Annotated in this window: 18 protein-coding genes; all 18 read right to left on the reverse strand. The window is 42.2% G+C overall.

Going from position 1 to position 19,099, the window contains the following annotated elements:
* Positions 1–119: 119 nt before the first annotated feature.
* Positions 120–2,003: a glycosyltransferase gene (locus PBA01S_RS11450; RefSeq protein WP_028538134.1), complete on the reverse strand. Its 1,884-nt coding sequence runs from the start codon at positions 2,001–2,003 to the stop codon at positions 120–122.
* Between the two features lie 10 nt (positions 2,004–2,013).
* Positions 2,014–3,108 (reverse strand): glycosyltransferase family 2 protein, encoded by a 1,095-nt coding sequence (locus PBA01S_RS11455; RefSeq protein ID WP_028538135.1) that lies wholly within the window; start codon positions 3,106–3,108, stop codon positions 2,014–2,016.
* Between the two features lie 71 nt (positions 3,109–3,179).
* Positions 3,180–7,697 (reverse strand): IPT/TIG domain-containing protein, encoded by a 4,518-nt coding sequence (locus PBA01S_RS11460; RefSeq protein WP_051416852.1) that lies wholly within the window; start codon positions 7,695–7,697, stop codon positions 3,180–3,182.
* 16 nt (positions 7,698–7,713) lie between these two features.
* The gene (locus PBA01S_RS11465; RefSeq protein ID WP_028538136.1) at positions 7,714–8,046 is read right to left on the reverse strand and encodes a hypothetical protein; all 333 of its coding nucleotides are present in this window, start codon (positions 8,044–8,046) and stop codon (positions 7,714–7,716) included.
* Entirely contained in the window at positions 8,039–8,425 is a 387-nt protein-coding gene (gene fliS / locus PBA01S_RS11470) for a flagellar export chaperone FliS (protein ID WP_028538137.1), read from the reverse strand. The genes PBA01S_RS11465 and fliS overlap by 8 nt, the downstream gene beginning before the upstream one ends.
* A 59-nt stretch (positions 8,426–8,484) precedes the next feature.
* Positions 8,485–9,930, reverse strand: coding sequence for a flagellar filament capping protein FliD (gene fliD, locus PBA01S_RS11475; RefSeq protein ID WP_028538138.1), 1,446 nt, complete (start codon positions 9,928–9,930; stop codon positions 8,485–8,487).
* A gap of 15 nt (positions 9,931–9,945) precedes the next feature.
* Entirely contained in the window at positions 9,946–10,278 is a 333-nt protein-coding gene (locus tag PBA01S_RS11480; protein WP_127576022.1) for a flagellar protein FlaG, read from the reverse strand.
* Between the two features lie 75 nt (positions 10,279–10,353).
* The gene (locus tag PBA01S_RS11485; RefSeq protein ID WP_028538139.1) at positions 10,354–11,205 is read right to left on the reverse strand and encodes a flagellin N-terminal helical domain-containing protein; all 852 of its coding nucleotides are present in this window, start codon (positions 11,203–11,205) and stop codon (positions 10,354–10,356) included.
* Positions 11,206–11,367: 162 nt separating this feature from the next.
* Positions 11,368–11,607: a carbon storage regulator CsrA gene (gene csrA, locus PBA01S_RS11490; protein WP_028538140.1), complete on the reverse strand. Its 240-nt coding sequence runs from the start codon at positions 11,605–11,607 to the stop codon at positions 11,368–11,370.
* Positions 11,585–12,043, reverse strand: coding sequence for a flagellar assembly protein FliW (gene fliW / locus PBA01S_RS11495; RefSeq protein ID WP_028538141.1), 459 nt, complete (start codon positions 12,041–12,043; stop codon positions 11,585–11,587). The genes csrA and fliW overlap by 23 nt, the downstream gene beginning before the upstream one ends.
* A 79-nt stretch (positions 12,044–12,122) precedes the next feature.
* On the reverse strand, positions 12,123–12,695 hold the full coding sequence (locus PBA01S_RS11500) for a DUF6470 family protein (RefSeq protein WP_028538142.1): 573 nt from the start codon (positions 12,693–12,695) through the stop codon (positions 12,123–12,125).
* A 10-nt stretch (positions 12,696–12,705) separates the two neighbouring features.
* Positions 12,706–13,608 (reverse strand): flagellar hook-associated protein FlgL, encoded by a 903-nt coding sequence (flgL, locus tag PBA01S_RS11505; protein WP_028538143.1) that lies wholly within the window; start codon positions 13,606–13,608, stop codon positions 12,706–12,708.
* Positions 13,609–13,626: 18 nt separating this feature from the next.
* On the reverse strand, positions 13,627–15,192 hold the full coding sequence (gene flgK / locus PBA01S_RS11510; protein WP_028538144.1) for a flagellar hook-associated protein FlgK: 1,566 nt from the start codon (positions 15,190–15,192) through the stop codon (positions 13,627–13,629).
* Between the two features lie 25 nt (positions 15,193–15,217).
* On the reverse strand, positions 15,218–15,718 hold the full coding sequence (locus PBA01S_RS11515) for a flagellar protein FlgN (RefSeq protein WP_028538145.1): 501 nt from the start codon (positions 15,716–15,718) through the stop codon (positions 15,218–15,220).
* Positions 15,715–16,008, reverse strand: coding sequence for a flagellar biosynthesis anti-sigma factor FlgM (locus tag PBA01S_RS11520; protein WP_028538146.1), 294 nt, complete (start codon positions 16,006–16,008; stop codon positions 15,715–15,717). Before PBA01S_RS11520 ends, PBA01S_RS11515 begins: the two co-directional genes overlap by 4 nt.
* A gap of 132 nt (positions 16,009–16,140) precedes the next feature.
* Complete coding sequence (locus tag PBA01S_RS11525; protein WP_028538147.1) at positions 16,141–16,557, reverse strand: TIGR03826 family flagellar region protein; 417 nt, start codon at positions 16,555–16,557, stop codon at positions 16,141–16,143.
* A 112-nt stretch (positions 16,558–16,669) separates the two neighbouring features.
* Positions 16,670–17,407 carry a ComF family protein gene (locus PBA01S_RS11530; RefSeq protein WP_051135020.1) on the reverse strand — a complete coding sequence of 246 codons (738 nt, stop codon included), beginning with the start codon at positions 17,405–17,407 and terminating at the stop codon, positions 16,670–16,672.
* 517 nt (positions 17,408–17,924) lie between these two features.
* A partial coding sequence (locus PBA01S_RS11535; RefSeq protein WP_255315345.1) for a helicase-related protein occupies positions 17,925–19,099 on the reverse strand: 1,175 nt, incomplete at its 5' end.

A 19,099-nucleotide genomic window follows, 5' to 3' on the forward strand; every position in this document is an offset into this window, starting at 1 on the left:
TAAATACTTATATCGGCATTCGATTTGATTAATATTACAGGAAATAATATCCGTAAACAGCAAGAACAATGGACATGAAAATTGGCTCCCGAAAATACAGGAGCCAACGAATACTCAAGCTAATCATTTACAATTATTGATTCAATCCACGGAGATTTTAGGCTATTCCTTTTTAATTCTTGTACTAATGCTGCTCCCGCAATTTTATTTTCCATTTTGAGCAACCTCAATAGCCTATAAGAAGTCTGATAATTCTTATCGAGTTGATATAACTTTTCAGCATAATAGATAGCGTCTTCCACTTGTCCTAATTTCATTAATATATCGCTTACCAATTCATAAATATTGATATTCTCTTTTTTATTTTCAGATTCAATGATTACCTCAAGTGCCAATTCCGCAAAACCATTTTTATTTAATTCTTTGGCGATCAGATAACGAAGTCTCGGATTGACGGTAGTCCCGATTAATGTTTCCAAACAATCATATTTCTGTAACTTAATCAAATCAGAACATAGGTGACTCCAAAACTCCTCTGATTCCTGCGATAATTCCAAACCATTGTCTTGATGCTGCTCAATTAGTTCTCTCCACCACTTCCATTCTTTATCTCTAAGCCCAAGCTCACTTTTAAACCTCGCCATGACATCAAAAGAATTAGTGATGAAACTTAATAGGAATAAGTCCCTTTTAGAATAAGGCTGAAGTTTACTAATGTGACTCCACTTCATTAACGCCTGATCATAATCGCCATCAATCATATCGATCCAAGCTCGAATCTCATCGTCTATTTCAACTCTATAGCACTTGATCAACTCATAAGTTACGGGATGTCTTAATTCATATAATAAGGACAAGAACTGCTGGATACGCTTGACGTCATTAAATGGCCAAATTTTTATCATAGCTGCTAGTAAATCTTGTCCAGATAAATTTGGATACAAGTCCGTGAACAGCTTTACAAGATAAAGCAAATCAGGTGCCTCTTTAACGGCAAGAAAAAAATGTTCTTGTGCTTGTTCATATTCTCCCTGTAATAAATAAAGTTCACTTAGCCTACTATGAGCAAGGTAGGAACCAGAACCATCATGATGATCATACTCTTTAATTCCAGAATCTTCTCCTAGCTCAAGGCATTTATTAAAGCATATCATAGCGTCTTCAACATATCCTATTTGTTGATACACACTTCCGACCTCATACCACATAGTTGGGTTTTCAGGGTAAAGTAAAATACTATCCGAAGCAATTTCCAACGCTTGCGGATACTGCTCCAATTTAAGAAGAGAATTTATCAGAAGGATCAGCATTCTGGAAGTAAACGTTTGATTTTTTGCAATAGAATACGATTTTTTAAATGCATTCACAGCATTAGCATACTGTCCTTCATGATAATACTGGAGGCCTAAATTATAATAGTTAAAAGATGTAGGGCTTGTTAAAATTGCATTTTTGATAATCTCCATATTTCTTTTGCTTTTATTTTTACCCTTTACGATGCTGTCCAAATACCCATCGTGGTATATTACACAGTTCATGTACCCACTAGGTAAATGTGCATTTTTCTCTAGGTTTATCTGCTCATGAAGCTTACCTTCGTATCTCATCGACGGCTGGTTCCGAAATAGTCGAACAAACTGGTGAGTCTGAGTTCGTCCCATTCCCAACTCATTTCGAATACGGAGGAAGTAATAGGCTTTATCCAGTTCGCATTGTAAATTTTCTACACCCTCATATAAATATTCGTCCGCATCCAAATGCAAAATATACTCACCAGTGGCTTGATCCAAAGCATAATTTCGAGCTTCAGAAAAATCATTCGTCCATTCGAATGAGTAGACTTTATCGGTATATTGCTTCGCAATCTCGATAGTCCGATCTGTAGAGCCCGTATCCACAATAATGATTTCACTCACGATATTCTGAACGCTGTTAAGACATCTTTCTAAGCATCTTTCCTCATTTTTCACAATCATGCAAAGCGAAATTGATGATTTTTTCATAGATGTGTCCTCATTTCACTTGATTTAAAAGATTGAGTCTTTCCAATGCCAGGCCAAACCCTTGTTCAAAACTAATCCTGTAATGATATTCAGCCAATTGGATGTCTCCGCTTAATTCGAAGTATAGTCCCAGATTATAATGAGATCGGTACGATCCTACCCCTTGAACCGATTCATATTTGCCTTTAGAGACTTCCCCAATTTCGATACAAGTGGCGAAGACATCTGGAATTTGCGGAAACCATTCAGGATTTCTTGCTTCGATTACGGCACAACCATATATATAATATAAATCGGTGTAATCCGGATAAAATTCAATAGCGGTATTAATAACATTCGATAATTTGTCCCATTCCTTCAATTTCATTAATATATTGGCATAGTCGAGAAGCAAAGTGCTATGATAGTTAGGGTAAGGGGCTTTGATTAAATCCAAAGCTCTTTCAAACCACTTTTTGGACTTTATCCATTCATTCATATGCCCATAGGTTCGTCCCAATTGAAATAACAAGTATGGATTGTTAGGATCTTCTTTATGTTCCAGTAAAAGTAAACTAATATTTCTCTGGTACTTATTCTTTTTATTTATCTCTTCCTGAGTATATCCTTTATGATAAAACCTAATGGAACTATTAACTACTTTTGGAGATCCTCCTCTATAGTAAAGTTGCTCATGTATTCTGCCCTTAAAAATAAAATCAACGTTATTAGGAAACATTCTAGTAATCCAAGATACCGACAATTGTCCATTCGCTGTTAAGCTTTGTATTTCGATCCGCGCAGCTACTTCTTGGCTAACAATAACTTTCTTGGCCGCTTCCTCTAAAGCTTGATTGTCTCCAACAAATTCCTCATCAGCATCCATTATGAGAATAACTGGGGCTGTGGCTTGCATAATGCTAAAATTCCTGGCCTCCGCAAAATGATTATCCCACTTTCGCAGAAATACTTTCGCCCCCAATTCTCTAGCAATTTGTGCCGTTTTATCATCTGAATAGTGATCAACCAAAATAATCTCACGGACAAAAGGATTTATTGAACAAATGGCCTTTTCAATTGAGTGTTCTTCATTCCGTGTAATTATGCATACAGATATGTCATTCAAAGCATCATTCCCCCAATACTATAGAGCAACAGGTATCCTTCAAAGGATACCTGTTGCTCTATAGCTATACATTACTTATACGTATAACCATTAATTATTACTTCGGATGATTGTCCATCAGGATTAACGACTCTGATATTAACAGGCTCCGCAACTGTCCAACGAGGGGTACGTGCCTTGATTTGAGACTTGGAATACACCGTCGATTGGATAAGGGTATCGTTGAAATACACCTGAGCACCTGTTACAAAGTTCTGACCTGTTATTGTAATTAGCGTTCCTCCTGTTAACGGACCTTCAGTTGGTGAAAGACTTGTTATCACCGGACTAGGTAAAGGCGGAGGTGCTAGATAGGTAAATCCAGATGGAACCGTAACCGATTTCCCAGTTGAATTAACCACTTTAATATCTACCGGTCCAGCCACAGTCCATTTTGGTGTGGAAACCTTAATTTGAGTCGAACTATATCTTGTAGCTTGAACCAAACTGTCATTAAAGTAAACTTTAACTCCAGTATCAAAGTTATTCCCCGACAGAGTAATAACTAATCCCCCAGTTAACTCTCCCTGGTTTGGAGTAACACTTTGGACCTCAGGTGTTGGAGGTTCTTTATATGTGAACCCGTTTACCAATTCAACCGACTCATTATTAGGATTTACAACTTTAATTGTTACTGTACCCGGTTGAGTCCATGAAGGAGTGTTAGCTTTAATCTGGGTCGAACTGTAAGTGGTCGATTGAAGAAGTACATCGTTAAAGTATACTTTCGCACCTGAAACGAAATTTTTCCCTGTTAGTGTAATTAGCAAACCACCAGTGAGTTCACCTTCACTTGGGCTTACGCTGGTAAGTTCCAATGGAGGTGGTGGTGGTGGTGCAAGGTAATTAAAACCGCCACTTAAAGTAGAAGATTGTCCATCTCCGTTCACTACTTTAACATCTACCGGACCGCTTGTCGTCCAGACAGGTGTTCTTGCCTTAATTTGTCCAGAGCTATATACAGTCGCTTGAACCTGCGTATCGTTAAAGTATACTTTTGCTGCAGTGTCAAAATTTTCTCCTACTAATGTGATAAGCAACCCTCCGGCCATTTCACCTTCATTTGGACTAATGCTTGTTAATTTGACGGGAGGTGGTGGCGGTGGTGTTTCAAATGTGAATGCTTGGGGCAATACTGCCGTTTGCCCATCTGGATTTGTCACACGAATATCTACAGTTTCAGCCGATTGCCATGCAGGTGTAGTAAATTTCAATTGCGTTGCAGAAACAAATGTCGTTGCGACCTCTAGACCGCCAACGTTTATTTTGGCGCCGTTAACGAAGTTATTGCCAGTGACTACAACGACTTTTCCACCTGTTATTAACCCTGTATTAGGGGTTACAGAAGTAAGTATTGGTGCAGGTGGTGGCGGTGGTGCAAGATAGTTGAATCCATTGCTAATAACTGAACTTTGCCCATCACTATTTACTACTTTGACATCTACAGTTCCACTTATCGACCACTTAGGAGTCTTAAGCTTAATTGTTGAAGAACTGTAGAAGGTAGATTGTACCAGTGTATCGTTAAAATACACCTTTGCCCCAGAATCAAAATTCTTTCCAGATAAGGTAACTAACAATCCCCCAGCCATTTCTCCTTCATTCGGGCTGACATTGGTTAACTCCATCGGCGGCGGCGGTGGTGGTGTTTCAAAAGTGAACGCTTGTGGTAAATCATCTGTTTGGCCATCCGGATTCGTCACACGTATATCTACGGTTTCTGCTGTCTGCCATTCTGGTGTTGTAAACTTCAATTGCGTTGCAGAAACGAATATAACCGGAATCTCTTGATTGCCTAGCGTTAGTTTCACACCGTTCACAAAGTTCGATCCATTTACTGTTACTAGGGTTCCCCCCGTAACCAAACCGGTTGTGGGAGAAATAGAACTTAATACCGGAGCTGGCGGTGTCAAGTAATTGAACCCCTTTTCTAACAAAGCAACTTGTCCATCATCGTTGATTACTTTTACATCTACTGCGCCAGGTAATACCCATTTTGGGGTTACAGCTTTAATTTGGGTTTTGCTGTACACAGTGTATTGAATTAAAGTGTCATTAAAGTAAACTTTAGCCGTAGTATCAAAATTCGCGCCTGTAATTGTGATGACTAGGCCTCCATCTAACTTCCCTTCATTCGGAGTTATGCTTGTGATCTCCGGAGCTGGTGGAGGAGGCGGTGTCTCGAACGAGAACGCTTGTGCTTTTGTTACGGCTTGTCCATCAGGATTCGTCACTGTTACATCTACAATTTCTGCAGATGCCCAAACTGGTGTAGTTATTTTTAATTGTGTTGATGAAACGAATGTCGTGGCAATCTCTTGATCTTTTAATTTAACCTTTGCCCCGTTGATGAAATTAGAACCATTCACCAATACTTCGGTGCCCCCCGTAATCAACCCATGATCAGGGCTCACAGAGCTGATTATCGGTGCGGGAGGTGGAGGAGGCAATATATAGTTATACCCTTTTTCTACTAGTGCTGTTTGTCCATCAGGGTTTTCAATTTTTATATTGACAGATTCTGCATTTGACCATTTAGGGGTCCGGATCTTAATCACAGAACCACTATAAAAAGTAGTTTGTGTCACCAGTGTATCGTTAAAATAAACTTTGGCTCCACTAAGGAAATTGGAACCATTCAATGTTACTAAAGTATCTCCTGTTGTAAAGCCTTCATTAGGCTGGATGGAGGTGATTTCAGGTTTCGGCCACTTGTATGTATAACCTTCGGCCTGTTCAATAAATTGACCGTCTGGATTTACAATTTTGACGGTAACGGCCTCTGCCTTACTCCAACTCGGAGTTAATATGGTAATTGTTGTGTCATTAACATAGGTCGATGGTACGACCTTATTATTGAAATAAACTTTGGTACCTGTTTTAAACCGGCTCCCAGTTAGTGTTACCGACTCTCCCCCCGTGGTTAATCCTTCATTGGGAGATACCGATACTAATTCAGGGCCAAGAATATAGCTATACGCAGCATCTAATTTAGCGCTTAAGCCATCTGAATTTGTTACCTCAACGGCAACTGTTTCCGGAATTGAAGTAGCAGGTGCCTTTACAACTATTTTAGTCGGTGTGATTGAAATAACATCTGCAGTTTTTTCACCCATTTTAACTTGTGCACCTGTCAAGAAATAGTTGCCTTGGATGGTTACTTCATTATTACCCGCTAACGGGCCTTCATTAGGAGTAACTTTTGATATTACTGGAACAGCATAATAGTTATATGCTCCTGTTGCAGTTTGACCGTCATCATTGATCACAGTTACTTCAACTGTCCCTGGAACTCCCGCCGGAGTTGTGACAATCAATTCTGTCGAACTATTAAATTGTACCGAAGGTGCAAAATTTTTCCCGAATTTAACTTTTACATTCGGACGGAAATTCTCCCCAGTGATTACTACAGATTCTCCACCTTCGAATGGACCGCTATCCTTAACAATTGAGGTTATGATTGGAGCCTTATATTTTACTTCAATTTTAGGATTCCTAACATCATATTCGTGAGGTACACCTAAATAATCGTCATACTTAACGTGAATGTCTTCTGCCCCAACTGAAATCAAACCTGTATTGGAGCCTAACTTATGACGTATTTTATACTTGAAACTCAAAGCATCTTTCTTGAGTTCATTGAAGGTCCATGTTAGTGTATTTCCATTAACAATCGGTTGTGGTATATTATCTTGGTAAGAATTAGGAACAATCTCAAACTCTGGGGCTACCGTGTCCGTAACCTTGACATTATAGGCACTAGCCAATCCAATCTCGTCTACGATGGCTGCATAAATTTCGGCTAAGCCTACAGACCCCAGTACAAAATGGTGGTGGTGAGCTGTTGTTGCCATATCTTTCAACAGCAAGTTAGGAGCACTTGTATCTGGGTTTTCATTTGGAAGCAAAAGTGCTATCGTATAGAATACGACGCCTTCTCCCTTTGCTGAATTCGCCTGTTCCAGAGCTACTTGGCGAGCATACGAATCTGGTGAAGGTTCGGTAGCTTGTCCGTCGGTCATGAGCACAATAACTGGTTGGGCTTCCGCTCTATGATTTCTTAGAAGTTCTTGCGCCAAGGCTATTGCGTCCCTTGTACCAGTGCCTCCACCAGCGGTTATTTTATCTATATAATTTTTCAATTCTGTAGGATTATCAGAGAGATCGAAGGACTTTTCATCACTTGCGAAATCCACAATGCCAACCCGATGCTTCGTAAAGTCCACAAGGTCAATAAATCCTTTGGCCGCATTCTTGGCATTTTTCATCTTATCTTCGCCGTTATTCGGCCCATAATCTGCCGCCATACTTCCCGAACGGTCGATAATTAAAATGATATCATTCGGTTTTATTACGGTTACATCCGGAGAACCTATGACATCTAGTTGAATCTCAGCCTCTTCCCCCTCAGTTATTTGAGTCGGATTAACTACTTTTGTTACTGTCACACTTCCACTTGCCGCTTCAACAGAAGAAACAAGCGGTAATTGTGATATAAGCAACACAGTAGTTAGGACAAGGCATAACAGCCTGGAATAGCCAAATTTCATATTCACTCCTCCTCTTTTATTTTTTAAAATCTACAAAAAAAGCGCCGACATCATTGGCATTATATTTCCCATAATCCTGTGTCACTCGCTTTTTTCTATTAAACATAATAATCTCCTGACCCAATTTTTCCTTCTCTAACGTAATAAAATGAATGATTTGCTCATGCAGTTCTCGAACCTTATCTAGAAATTCCAAATCTCCCTCTGTTCTTTTCATCCCATTAATCTCGTTATACAATTGATCTAGAATACTAGCATATTTCTCATATTCTTCAAAACTATGCTTTTCTAGTATTTGTTCATAAATTTGCATGAGTTCAACAAGCGGGTTGAACCTCTGACTAGACATTTTCTTGGCCTACCTTTAAAGAGTGCATTGCCTTTTTCCAAGTTTCAGCAAGTCCCCGTGCAAATTCCAATACATCATCCAACATAGGCTCTTCTCTTTTAATCATAAATCTAGCAATATGTCCGTTATAGAACTCGTACAGTCGATACAGATCTTTAGCAATGGGATAATCCATATTCAACGTAATCATCAGTTCGCTAATAATGGACCGAACTTTATGCAGGGATTCATTCATTGCTTCGTACTGTTTTTGAGCATATTGGGATTTTGCTAAAAGTAATGATTTAACCATTCCCTGATATAGCATTAAAGTCAATTCACCAGGACTGGCTGTCTCAACTTGAACCTTCAAGTACTGCTGTTGAATTGCGTTTTGCATCGTTACCTCGCTCCATCAATCATTTTATTGGTAGAATAATTGCGTCAGTAAATTTTGACTTAACTCATCGAAGCAAATATTGAACTCTGGCTATTTAATTTTTGCAATGCTAGTTCCATGGCAGAGAATTGCTTGTAGTATCGATCTTCAATATCAAGTAGTTTTGATTTCCACTTTGCCTCTTGGGCATTCAGTTCTTTGAGTTCTTTGCCCATAATACTATCATCAACTGTTTCAGCCAAACCGGTACTTCCGATTTTTTTCTTAATTGCTGCCAATTGGTCATTAGCAATATTATATAGTCTGTCTGAAATAGATAGGTTAGTTTTTCCTTGTACTTCGGTAAGTGTTGAACCCGAAGCAAACAACCGTTTGACCTCATCAAAGTGATTATTCACGGCGTCCATTAATTTAGCCTCATCAATCTCAAGCTTCCCATTCTCCGTATATGCAGACTTTACTTTAATGCCAATTTGCGAAAGCAAAGAAATCTCACCAGCTGCTGCATTAAGAGGTGTATTTAAGCTATTACGCATGGAAGACAAGGTATCTTTTAATATTGAGTCATTGTACAATGTACCTTCCTTTGCTTTAGCCTCCCATTTTTCGATTTGACTTTCGCTCATTGCTTCCTTTTCCTCATCAGTAAGCGGAGCATAGTCTCTATTTTTCCTCGTTGTTGTTGCAGTAGAGAATGCATCGATCAAAGCGTTATATTGCTCAACAAAGTTCTTAATCTTATCAACCACTCCGCTACGATCAGTAACTGATCCGATAGAGGCTTGTCCTTTACCTTTTAAAACAACCTGAGTTCCGTTAATAAATACAGAGTTTGATGAAGAAGTTAGTGACACTCCGTTAACAGTGTATACAGCATCGCTTCCTTTATCACTCGTTGAAGCAAAACCAAACAATGCTATATCACCGGAGACATTTACTTCAGCTGCTCCCCCTACATCTGTACTTGATAAATATAAAGCACCGCTATTAGGGTCGTAGCTGGCAGTCACTCCGGTTACACTTGAATTGTTGTTGATACTCTTTACAATGGAATCAATTGTAGAATTACCGGCAGTAAAACTGATATCCACGTTCCCTTTGGAGCCCTTTACATTAAAAGTCCCACTAGTGGCTACAGGTGTAGTGGAAGAACCCGTTACCTTACCGACAATCATTGCTGATTCGGCCAATTCAGTAACCGTTACATTGCTTGTTCCAACATTTTTACCTGACGAAGTGATCTCCAGCACTGAGGTGTTCGATGATGTCGATGTTGTTTTTTCATAGTTACTCTCAAATCGAAGTTCATTGATAGTATTTTTAAACGATAGCAGTTTTGTATTCATCGACATATAATCTTGTCTTTTCCACAAAGTGAACTGCTTCTTTTTAAGGATATTATCAAGGGGTACTCTTTCTGCGGCCATCAATTTCTGTATGATACTTTCCGTGTCGAGCATTCCACTAAAACCGGTCAGACGACTTGGGGAGCTTATACTTGCCATCCCTGCATACCTCCTTTACATCTTTTCGTCAACAAAAATACCAACCTTTTGACTAAGGTTATACATAACATCGAGCATTTTCTCGCTCGGGATTTCCCGGACGACCTCGTTCGTTTCATCTTTCAACACTACAACCATAATCGTGTTGGTTTTTTCGTGAACCTTAACTCGAATATAAGTACCGGTTTCTTCAAGCTTTTTGTTCACTTTATCGACAAGTTTCGGTATAGAATGCTGTTCATTTGAAAGAGGAACCGAATCAGCCATTTTTTCCACAATCTCCTCATTTGAGAGACTCTTGAACCATGGCATTAAGGATGTCGATGATGAATTTGGATCAACTCTCACCTTTGTATCCCCCTAATTCGATTATTGGTCTATACTAAAAAAACCGGCCGGTTTCCCGGCCGGCTCTGTTGCAGATTAACGAAGAAGTTGCAGAACACCTTGAGGTTGCTGATTCGCTTGAGCCAACATTGCTTGAGCTGCTTGTTGCAGGATACCGTTCTTCGTGAATTCCGACATTTCTTTCGCCATATCAACGTCACGGATACGCGATTCAGCCGCTTGAAGGTTTTCAGCAGTTGTTCCCAAGTTGTTGATCGTATGTTCCAGACGGTTTTGAACAGCACCGAGATTAGAACGAAGCTCGGATACTTTGTTAATAGCGGATTGAACTTTATCCAGGTTTGCGCTGGCAATGGAGTTCAGAACTGTCGCCGAATTACCGGAAGTAAGAGTCAACAAGCCCGCTGTAGCATCCATGTTAACTCCCAGTGCAGTCGCAGTAGCGGAAGAAAGCGAAAGGCCAATAACTTCGCCGCTGTTTGCGCCAACTTGGAAAGAGATCGATGTTGTTGTTCCGTCAAGAAGTTTCTTCGTATTGAATTGAGTTTGAGAAGCGATAGAACCAATTTGAGCGGACAGTTGTGCAATTTCGTCATCGATTTTCTTAGCATCAGTTGTTGTCAGCACTTCGTTTGCGCCTTGTACGTACAGCTCAGCCATACGTTGCAGCATAGCATGAGTTTCGTTCAAAGCACCTTCAGCTGTTTGGATCAAGGAAATGCCATCCAAAGAGTTCTTGTTAGCTTGTTCCAAACCACGGATTTGGTTGCGCATTTTCTCGGAAATCGCCAGACCAGCTGCATCGTCAGCAGCACGATTGATTCTGAAACCAGAAGACAATTTCTCCAAAGATTTGCTTTGAGCATTGTTGTTAATGGTCAATTGACGTTGTGCATTGTAAGAAGAAATATTGTGGTTAATACGCATAATAAAAATCCTCCTTGGAATGTACTGGTGTTTAGCATCCTTGCTTACACCCTTTTTTGGTCGATACATGGTGTACGGCCGTCAACACCATGCCTTTCGTCCCATGATATATATATCGGACAAGACTCAATATTGTTTATAGCTTTTTTGTTTTTTCAAAAATTATTTCTTCGTTGGAGGCACCATTCGCTTAAGTAATTCAGTCTGATTTCCAATTGACTCAACAGCAGCTTCTTTATTTTGCTTTTGAATCAATTCGTAAATTTCCTCCCGATAGATTGTCACCTGATCCGGTGCCTCTATACCAATTTTAACTTGATCTCCCAAAATATCGATAACCGAAATGGCAATATCTTGATTGATTATGATCTTCTGCCCTTTATTTCTCGATAATATCAGCATGCTGCCCCTCCTGTTTTCGAAGGTCCATGATTGAATAACGAGGCCCATAAGCCGAACGTTCGAGCACAATTTGAGCAGCAAATAAGGTATCTATGTTCATAATTAGAGGTGCCTGTAAATTTATAGTGATATCAGAGATTGATCTAGCCGTTACAATTGAGCGTACAACAACTTGCTCCTCCTTCTGGATTTGAAGCAACTCTAACCATCGCTTATCGATGGTAAAATCATACTCGGGACAAAACAGAAACGGATCTGTTGTGATAAAAACCAAATGTTCATCTTCTGTTGATTGGATATATTCGAATGTTTCTGCTACCCCAGGCAAAAGAACAAACTTCTCATAATTTTCGAACCCTAAAATAGGGGATTTGAAGTGCCATATGTCCTCTTGCTTCACACTAAACTCACCAAATCTGGATGATTGAATTTTCAACGGAATACCCCCTGCTTGAAAATAAAAAAGCTATACATGAAGCACTTTCTAGCGTTCATTATAGCTATTTGCAAAACACTTAGACAACCTCATCTAAGTTCCTTCCGGTTGCTGTGATAAATATAAAGTTTTTTTGAATTAGATAAGGATTTACCTTGCCAGGATAATAATCGATAATCGGCTTATGTGTCTCCGGTTCTGCAGTTACCTTCTTCGGAAAATAACTAATCGATAATGTACCAGGAGTATATGTAATGTCGACATTGTCATATCTCGCTTCTCCCCTGAATTCAATAGGCCGATCCTTAAACGCATTCTGTCGAGCAATTTCTGCGAATGCATTTCCCGGAAGATGAATAGCCATCATTCGATCACCAGCCTGGGCAATCTCTGCAATATTCTGCATTGAAGATTCCAAGGCACTCTGTGAGATCCGATCACAAAACTCGTCAATCTTTGCTCTCCCAAGGGCTGACCAAGCTTTTCGCTGGTCAATATCCAACGAACTTTTTGTGCGTTCAATTGTCAATTCCCCGAGTTCTTGATGAAGATTCATCGAAGGTTTAGGTTGCTTAATACTCCACTGTCCCTTAGTCGTCTTAATGGCGATACGGCTGAAACCCTGGTGAATTTGTATTTGAGGAATATTCAAAATCTCACCCCTAATTCAAAAAATCAACCAAGCTAGGCCGAATAATTCTAGCCATTGTATCCAACGATGCCTGATATATACTTTCAGCGGTTTTAAGCTCTGTAATTACAGAAGCCATATCGGCATCCTCTGTTTTTGACTGCAATGAAGTATAATTGAGATTCAAGTCGCTGAGACGGTTTAAGGTAAATGTCAATCGGTTTTGCTTACCACCGACTTCAGCTTGGGCGGTAATCACATTCTCGAGATTCTTCTGAAGAGCTGGAATAATGTTTTGAATGGCCGTTGTTCCTGTTGGGCTTGTATCCGCTAATGCCTGTTTGAAGTTGTCAATAACTGCAAAGAGCCCTTCCGGATCTCCCGATACTCCAAACACCTTATCCCCCTGTAAATTCACGGGAATATATATTCCCGCACCGATCTGATACCGCATCTCTCCTTGATCCAAACTATATGCTGTATTAGCTGGATCGCTTGGATATGGCTGTTCATTCACGCGTTCCCCGTTAAAGATGTATTTCCCCTTGAATTGAGAATTGCCGAGGGAAACCAGTTGCTTGTAAAGCTGATCCACTTCTTGAGCTATATTATTTCTCGCATCAGCCGGGACGGTATCCGTTCCACCTTGCACCGCGAGTTCAGACAAACGCTGTATAATTTGCGTTGTTTCCGTTAATACGCTATCCGTAAAAGCCATCCAAGAATCCGCATCTTCCACATTCTCTTCAAACTTCGTAGTCGAGCTAATCTCTGCCCGATATTGCAAGGCGCTTGCGACGCCAACTGGATCGTCGGAAGGACGGTTGAGGCGACGGTTCGTCATCATTTGCTCCTGATACTTGTCCAAACGTCGGTAGTTATTTTGCAGATTGCTCATCATGGATCTGCTCATCATCGATTGAGTAATACGCATTTGTCATTCATCTCCTATCTACCGCCCGACTACACCGGTACCATTAATTAGTTTATCCAACATCTCGTCAATGGTTGTAATCACACGAGAGGATGCACTGTAGGCATGCTGGAATTTGATCATGTCCGCCATTTCTTCATCAAGCGATACACTACTTACGGCCTGTCGCATACTATCAGCATGATCGGACAACAACGTGCCGTTCTGAACCATACGGTAAGCGTCGTCCGAATCCGTACCTAATTGAGCTATAACCGATTGAAGATAGCTCCCAAAGGTACCTTCATTAGTAAGCGCACCGTTCTGAGTACTGTAATCAAACTTCCCTTCGGATAGTGAAGCGATGAGCAAAGCAAGGTCTCCGTTCCCTTGAAGCACTTTCTCCGTTACAACACCGTTCACTGTTACCTGCTCTGTGCGCATCGATGCCGCTATATTAGCAAGATTAGCTTGAATTTCCGGGTTAACACGAATATTAGCCGCTGTAATAGCTCCGCCATCGCTAGATACAAAGAAATCTTTCCCCACGGTCGCTGGCTCCTGGAGAGTGTACCCCAACTTATGCAGACCATTTAACCCATCAACGGTATATTTAATATCCTGCATCAATTTCCGCGGGTTGGCTGGATCCATTTGGGCTCCAGGAATTGTAACGCCATCCGGCAAAATAGATCCGGCAGGTAATGTGACTTCAATTTTACCTGTTGCCAAAGTGTTTGCCATCACATTCATTTGGTTAATGTAGCCTTGAACAAATACATCACGAGATTCAATATATCCTGCAATCTCACCCTTGGTGAGAGACGCTGTATTAGCCAAAGTAAACTCTACTGGTGCCTGCGTACCATTCACAACTAGTACATCACCAAACATAACCTGATAGTTATCATCAGTTTCTGTAACCTGGACATTGCCTAAAGAAGATAATTGATCCACGAGTAAGTCCCGCTGATCTCGCAGATCGTTTGCGTTATCCCCCAAACCTTCCACTCGATTGATCATTATCGTCAAGTCGGAGATTTGTTGAATCGTATTGTTAGCTTCAGCCACTTTCACATCAATTCGCTGAGTAATATTGCTACTAAGCGTATTTAATTGTGATGCAATATGATTGAAAGTTTCGGTCAAAGCAATTGCTTTCTGCTGAACGACTGTACGTGAGGACAAGTCCGAACTACTGGGGTTTTTGCTCAATTGTTGCCAAGCGTTCCAAAACTCCGAGATACTTGTGGCGATGCTGTTTTCAGAAGGTTCGTTGAAGATCCCCTCAATATTGGACAGTGCCTCTTGTTTAACATTCCAAGTGGATAGATCTGAATTTTGATTCCGATACTCAATATCGAGCAGAAAGTCGCGGATTCTTCTGATACTGGTAACTTCTACACCCATGCCGAGTTGGTTGGGGTTTGTTGATTTGGTTAATCCTGGGAACTCAATGGGTCTTGCCGCTGCCATTTTCGCAACTTGACGAGAGTAGCCAGGTGCATTGGCATTCGTAATATTATGACCAGTTGTGGCAAGTGCTGTTTGCTGTGCCAGAATTCCTCGCTTGCCCACTTCGAGCGTATGAAAAGTCGATCTCATAATTTACCTCGCTTCCTGTCGTCCCTTATGCTCTAGTATCGAAATAACTTCTATTTTTCTTCGTAGCCTGTTGTTTCGTTGGATCAGTGTACATCAATTCGTCCTCAGGCAGGCTTGTTAACAGATTCAAGCTATAATCAATAAACGTAAGCGACTGCTCAATTAGCTCTTTATTAATAGCGTTAAGACGTTTCAATTCTTGTAATGTTATTGATAATTGCCTCTGTGCGTCCAAAAGCATCTGCTTCTCCTCGGTATCAAATACCAAGCGACTCATTTCCGTGATCGTAAGGTTTAATTGTGAGCGAATTCCCTTCTCCTTCAAAAACCGGAATACGGACTCCTCACGCAGTTCGTCTAACTCAGCTGCTTGTTTCAGCAATCGGGTTTCCTTGGTCATGACTTGAGTCAAACCAGCCACATCATTAGCCATAATCGCTTTTTGCTTCTCAGCCCCAAGTTCAATCAAGGTGCGGTACAACTCGTCCAAATGTCGCAATGCGTCGACAACTTGTTGTACACTCATTCTTTTTCACCTGATTCGATAAACGACTTAAAGTATGGAGCTAGCTTCTCTGCGATTTTCCCGGCTTCCACATGGTATGTCCCCGACGACACCTCTTCCTTCAATTTGGCAATCCGTTCAATACGCTGAGGGTCCTGAACCTTTTTATATTCCTCAAGCATCCCCTTAGCCTCCAATGAGATGGAAACTTGGTCTACTTGTTTCTTTTTTGGTAAATGGTTGTCACGATTTTCAATATTTCGTAGATATGGATTAATTCCGCCGATTCTTCCCGTTTCATTGATTTTCAACTTACATTCACCTCGCTTCAAATAAAAAAGCCGATAATCTTTACTAAGTTTATCGGCGTTGGTTTAGGCTTTTTTAATAGCGAACGATTGGAGCTTAAAGAATATTATGCCAAAGAAACAGGGTTTTAGTCATTAAGGACTACGGAATTTGTCGATTGCATTGTAAGCACCATTACCGCGCTTATCGCCAAATTCCTGGCCATTCTGAGAGTCCTCTCTAGCTGCTGCAGCAAAACCACGTACAAGACGGGTGCGGCAAGAATCACACATATTTCCATCCCGAATTAATACCCCACATACTTCGCAGGGATACATCATGTTCGGGTTATTTGCAACGGAAATACGACCTTCTTTTATGAATTTAGTGATTTGACGAATAGAAACACCAGTTGCTTCATGAACTTCCTGGATTGTGGCCATTTTCTCTTCACGCAAATATTTCAGGCATTTTTCGTACTCTTCTTCAATTTCCTTGATACAAGAAGGACAAATATCTCTGAAATTATTGGCAAACAATCTCCCGCAGCGCGGACAATTCTCTAGATTGATCCCCATATGCTTCGACGTCCTTTCAAGAATCGCTTCGTTTGATGCTAGATTACCTCATTTATGGGGGGTTCGTCTATACATTTGATGAGAAGAATTAGGAAGTTTACATTTTCTAGGATCGAGCCCAAGTCAAACAATAAACTTCGGCGCGGCGACCTATGCGTCCACAAAGCTCATGAAGTACGCGGGAGCAAGCCTCAAGCGTGCTTCCTGTTGTATAGACGTCATCGACCAATAATATACGTACCGGCTCGGGCGACCGATCCGAAAGGATTTGGAAAAAAGGATCTGGCTTTGTATCATCATAAAAATGGGGTTTCCTCATGGAGACCTGCGGGTTGGCACACACGTCCCCTCCAATCACCCAACCCTGAGGCGCCGCCCAATAGGGGGATTTGGTGCGATTCAACTTCACTTCGTTTATCGCTGTTAATAGTTTGTCTGCGGCAAGCGCAGACGGGCGGAAAACATCATGCAGATCATGGAGACGCTCCCAGCGGGTTTTGAAGCTTTGTTTCTCAGTATGGCGGGAACGTTCCAGCAAATGCAGTAGAGGAATTCGGCCAGCAGTCGCAGCACCATAGGCCAGACGGGCGGCTTGATTGAATCCCCGTTCCTGCATGCGTTCGCTGCTGACTGGAACGGCGGTGACTGCATGGAAACGAAAAGAAGTTTCGCCGATTTTATTTTTGCTTATGACACCTGTTTCTTCTAGCTCCTTCACCATTTGCCGATAAGCCACCCCCGTCATCCGAGCTAGAATCGTGCCATAGGTTTCATTTCCACGGTATTTATATTGAGCAAGCCACTCGCGCATCATCGGGTTATAGGTAACAGCACTTCGATTCATCACGAAGCTACGGGGAGCTTGCCCCTTCCGGGTGCAATCCGGGCACCCCATCGACCGACCACAAATTTGGCAGCGCGGGCTTTTGATCCAAGGGATCGAGAGATAGCAGGATAAGCATATTTCCGGATAGCCCCGCACTCGCTCGGATATTGTCTTGCCGCACGTTAAGCAAGGAATGGAGGGAGGTGCCAACAATTGATGTAAAGGTGTTAATAACCCATTCCAGGAAAAGCTTTTCTCCTCACTAAAGCAATAAGTGCTGGAGGACACAGGGTTTGACAAGAAATCATCCGCAGAACAGATCTCGGTTGCCGCTTGTGCTCCTATTCCCGCTGAAGTAGACCGCCCAGACCTAATTCGAGCATAGGTATTCTCGTCGAAATGCCCTGAAAACAATCTGCCGACGGATTGTCCTTGGGAATTTGGCTTAGGATATCGGAACTTGACCGCCCCACGCCGATTTCGGTTTCGCGTGCTTGAACCGTCATTCGCAACACTCTGGGATGACTTCATCATATTATTGAACCTCCTTTACCTTTATAAAGCCGTTTTTGTAAGCAGCCGCGTTCATCATTCGGATTTGCCGAATCGCATCACGTTGTGACTTGGTCCACGCCGGTGCGGCAAACACAACCTTTCCTTTCGGATCGTCCTTGGAGCGGCCAGCTCTCCCTGCCATTTGGACCAAAGAGGCTTCATCAAACAAATCGCTGTCCGCATCCACTATGTATACATCGCTTTTAGGTACGGTAACGCCACGCTCTAGTATCGTAGTCGTCACCAGCATGCGAATTCGTCCTTCCCGAAAAGCGAGCACTTTCTCATTCCGGTCTGGATCTATAGAAGAAGTCCCTTCAATAGGGAGTCCCGGAAAATAAGTGCGTAAAAGCTCGGTAAAAGCCGCAATTTGACGAATTCGGGTTACGAAGAGAAAAATTTGTGCCCCACGTTGAACGGAATGGCGCAGTAAGTGAAGTAAAGCAGGGGGCAAAACGCGGCGGCGGAGACAAGCCTCCACGCTCGCCATAGTAATTCTCTCAGGAACCGGTAACGGATAGCCGTGATATCTTGCCGGCACTTTAGCATGCGGCAGCCGGCCCGCCCGAATCTCTCTTCGCATTCGCGCAGGCGGTGTCGCGGACAACAAAATAAAACGGCCCCCCGGTTTGCAAGCGGCCTCCGCTGCATAGTTCAACATCGGATCATTGTGATAGGGAAAAGCATCCAGCTCGTCAATCACGACCAAATCAAACGCCTGGTAAAACCGCATCAGTTGATGGGTTGTAGCCAGTATTAACCGCGCTTCTTCCCATCGCTGCGGGCTTCCTCCATATAAGACTGCCATCGGCTCCTCGGGAAAAGCCTTCGCCACCCGTGGGGCCAACTCCAGCACGACATCACGGCGTGGCGTCGCCACCAGCACCCGGCCGCCGCTATCCAATGCATAGCGCAGCAGCGGGAAAATCATTTCGGTTTTGCCGGCGCCGGTTACGGCCCAGAGTAGGAAGCGTGGCGGACGGGACCTGGTTTCCGTCCGGCGCAAGGGGGAACGCCGCGAGGCCAGAAGAAGAGCCGGCCTTCCGTGAGCCGTTGCTGCCCCTGGCCGCTGCGCAGCAGCTTCCTGCGCTTGCGCCAGGAAGCGCAGCGCCTGCCCCGCCGCGCTGCGCTGGGCGGGGCTCAGCCCCCACCGGT

The organism is Paenibacillus barengoltzii NBRC 101215 (assembly GCF_004000745.1).
Classification (GTDB): Bacteria; Bacillota; Bacilli; order Paenibacillales; family Paenibacillaceae; genus Fontibacillus; species Fontibacillus barengoltzii.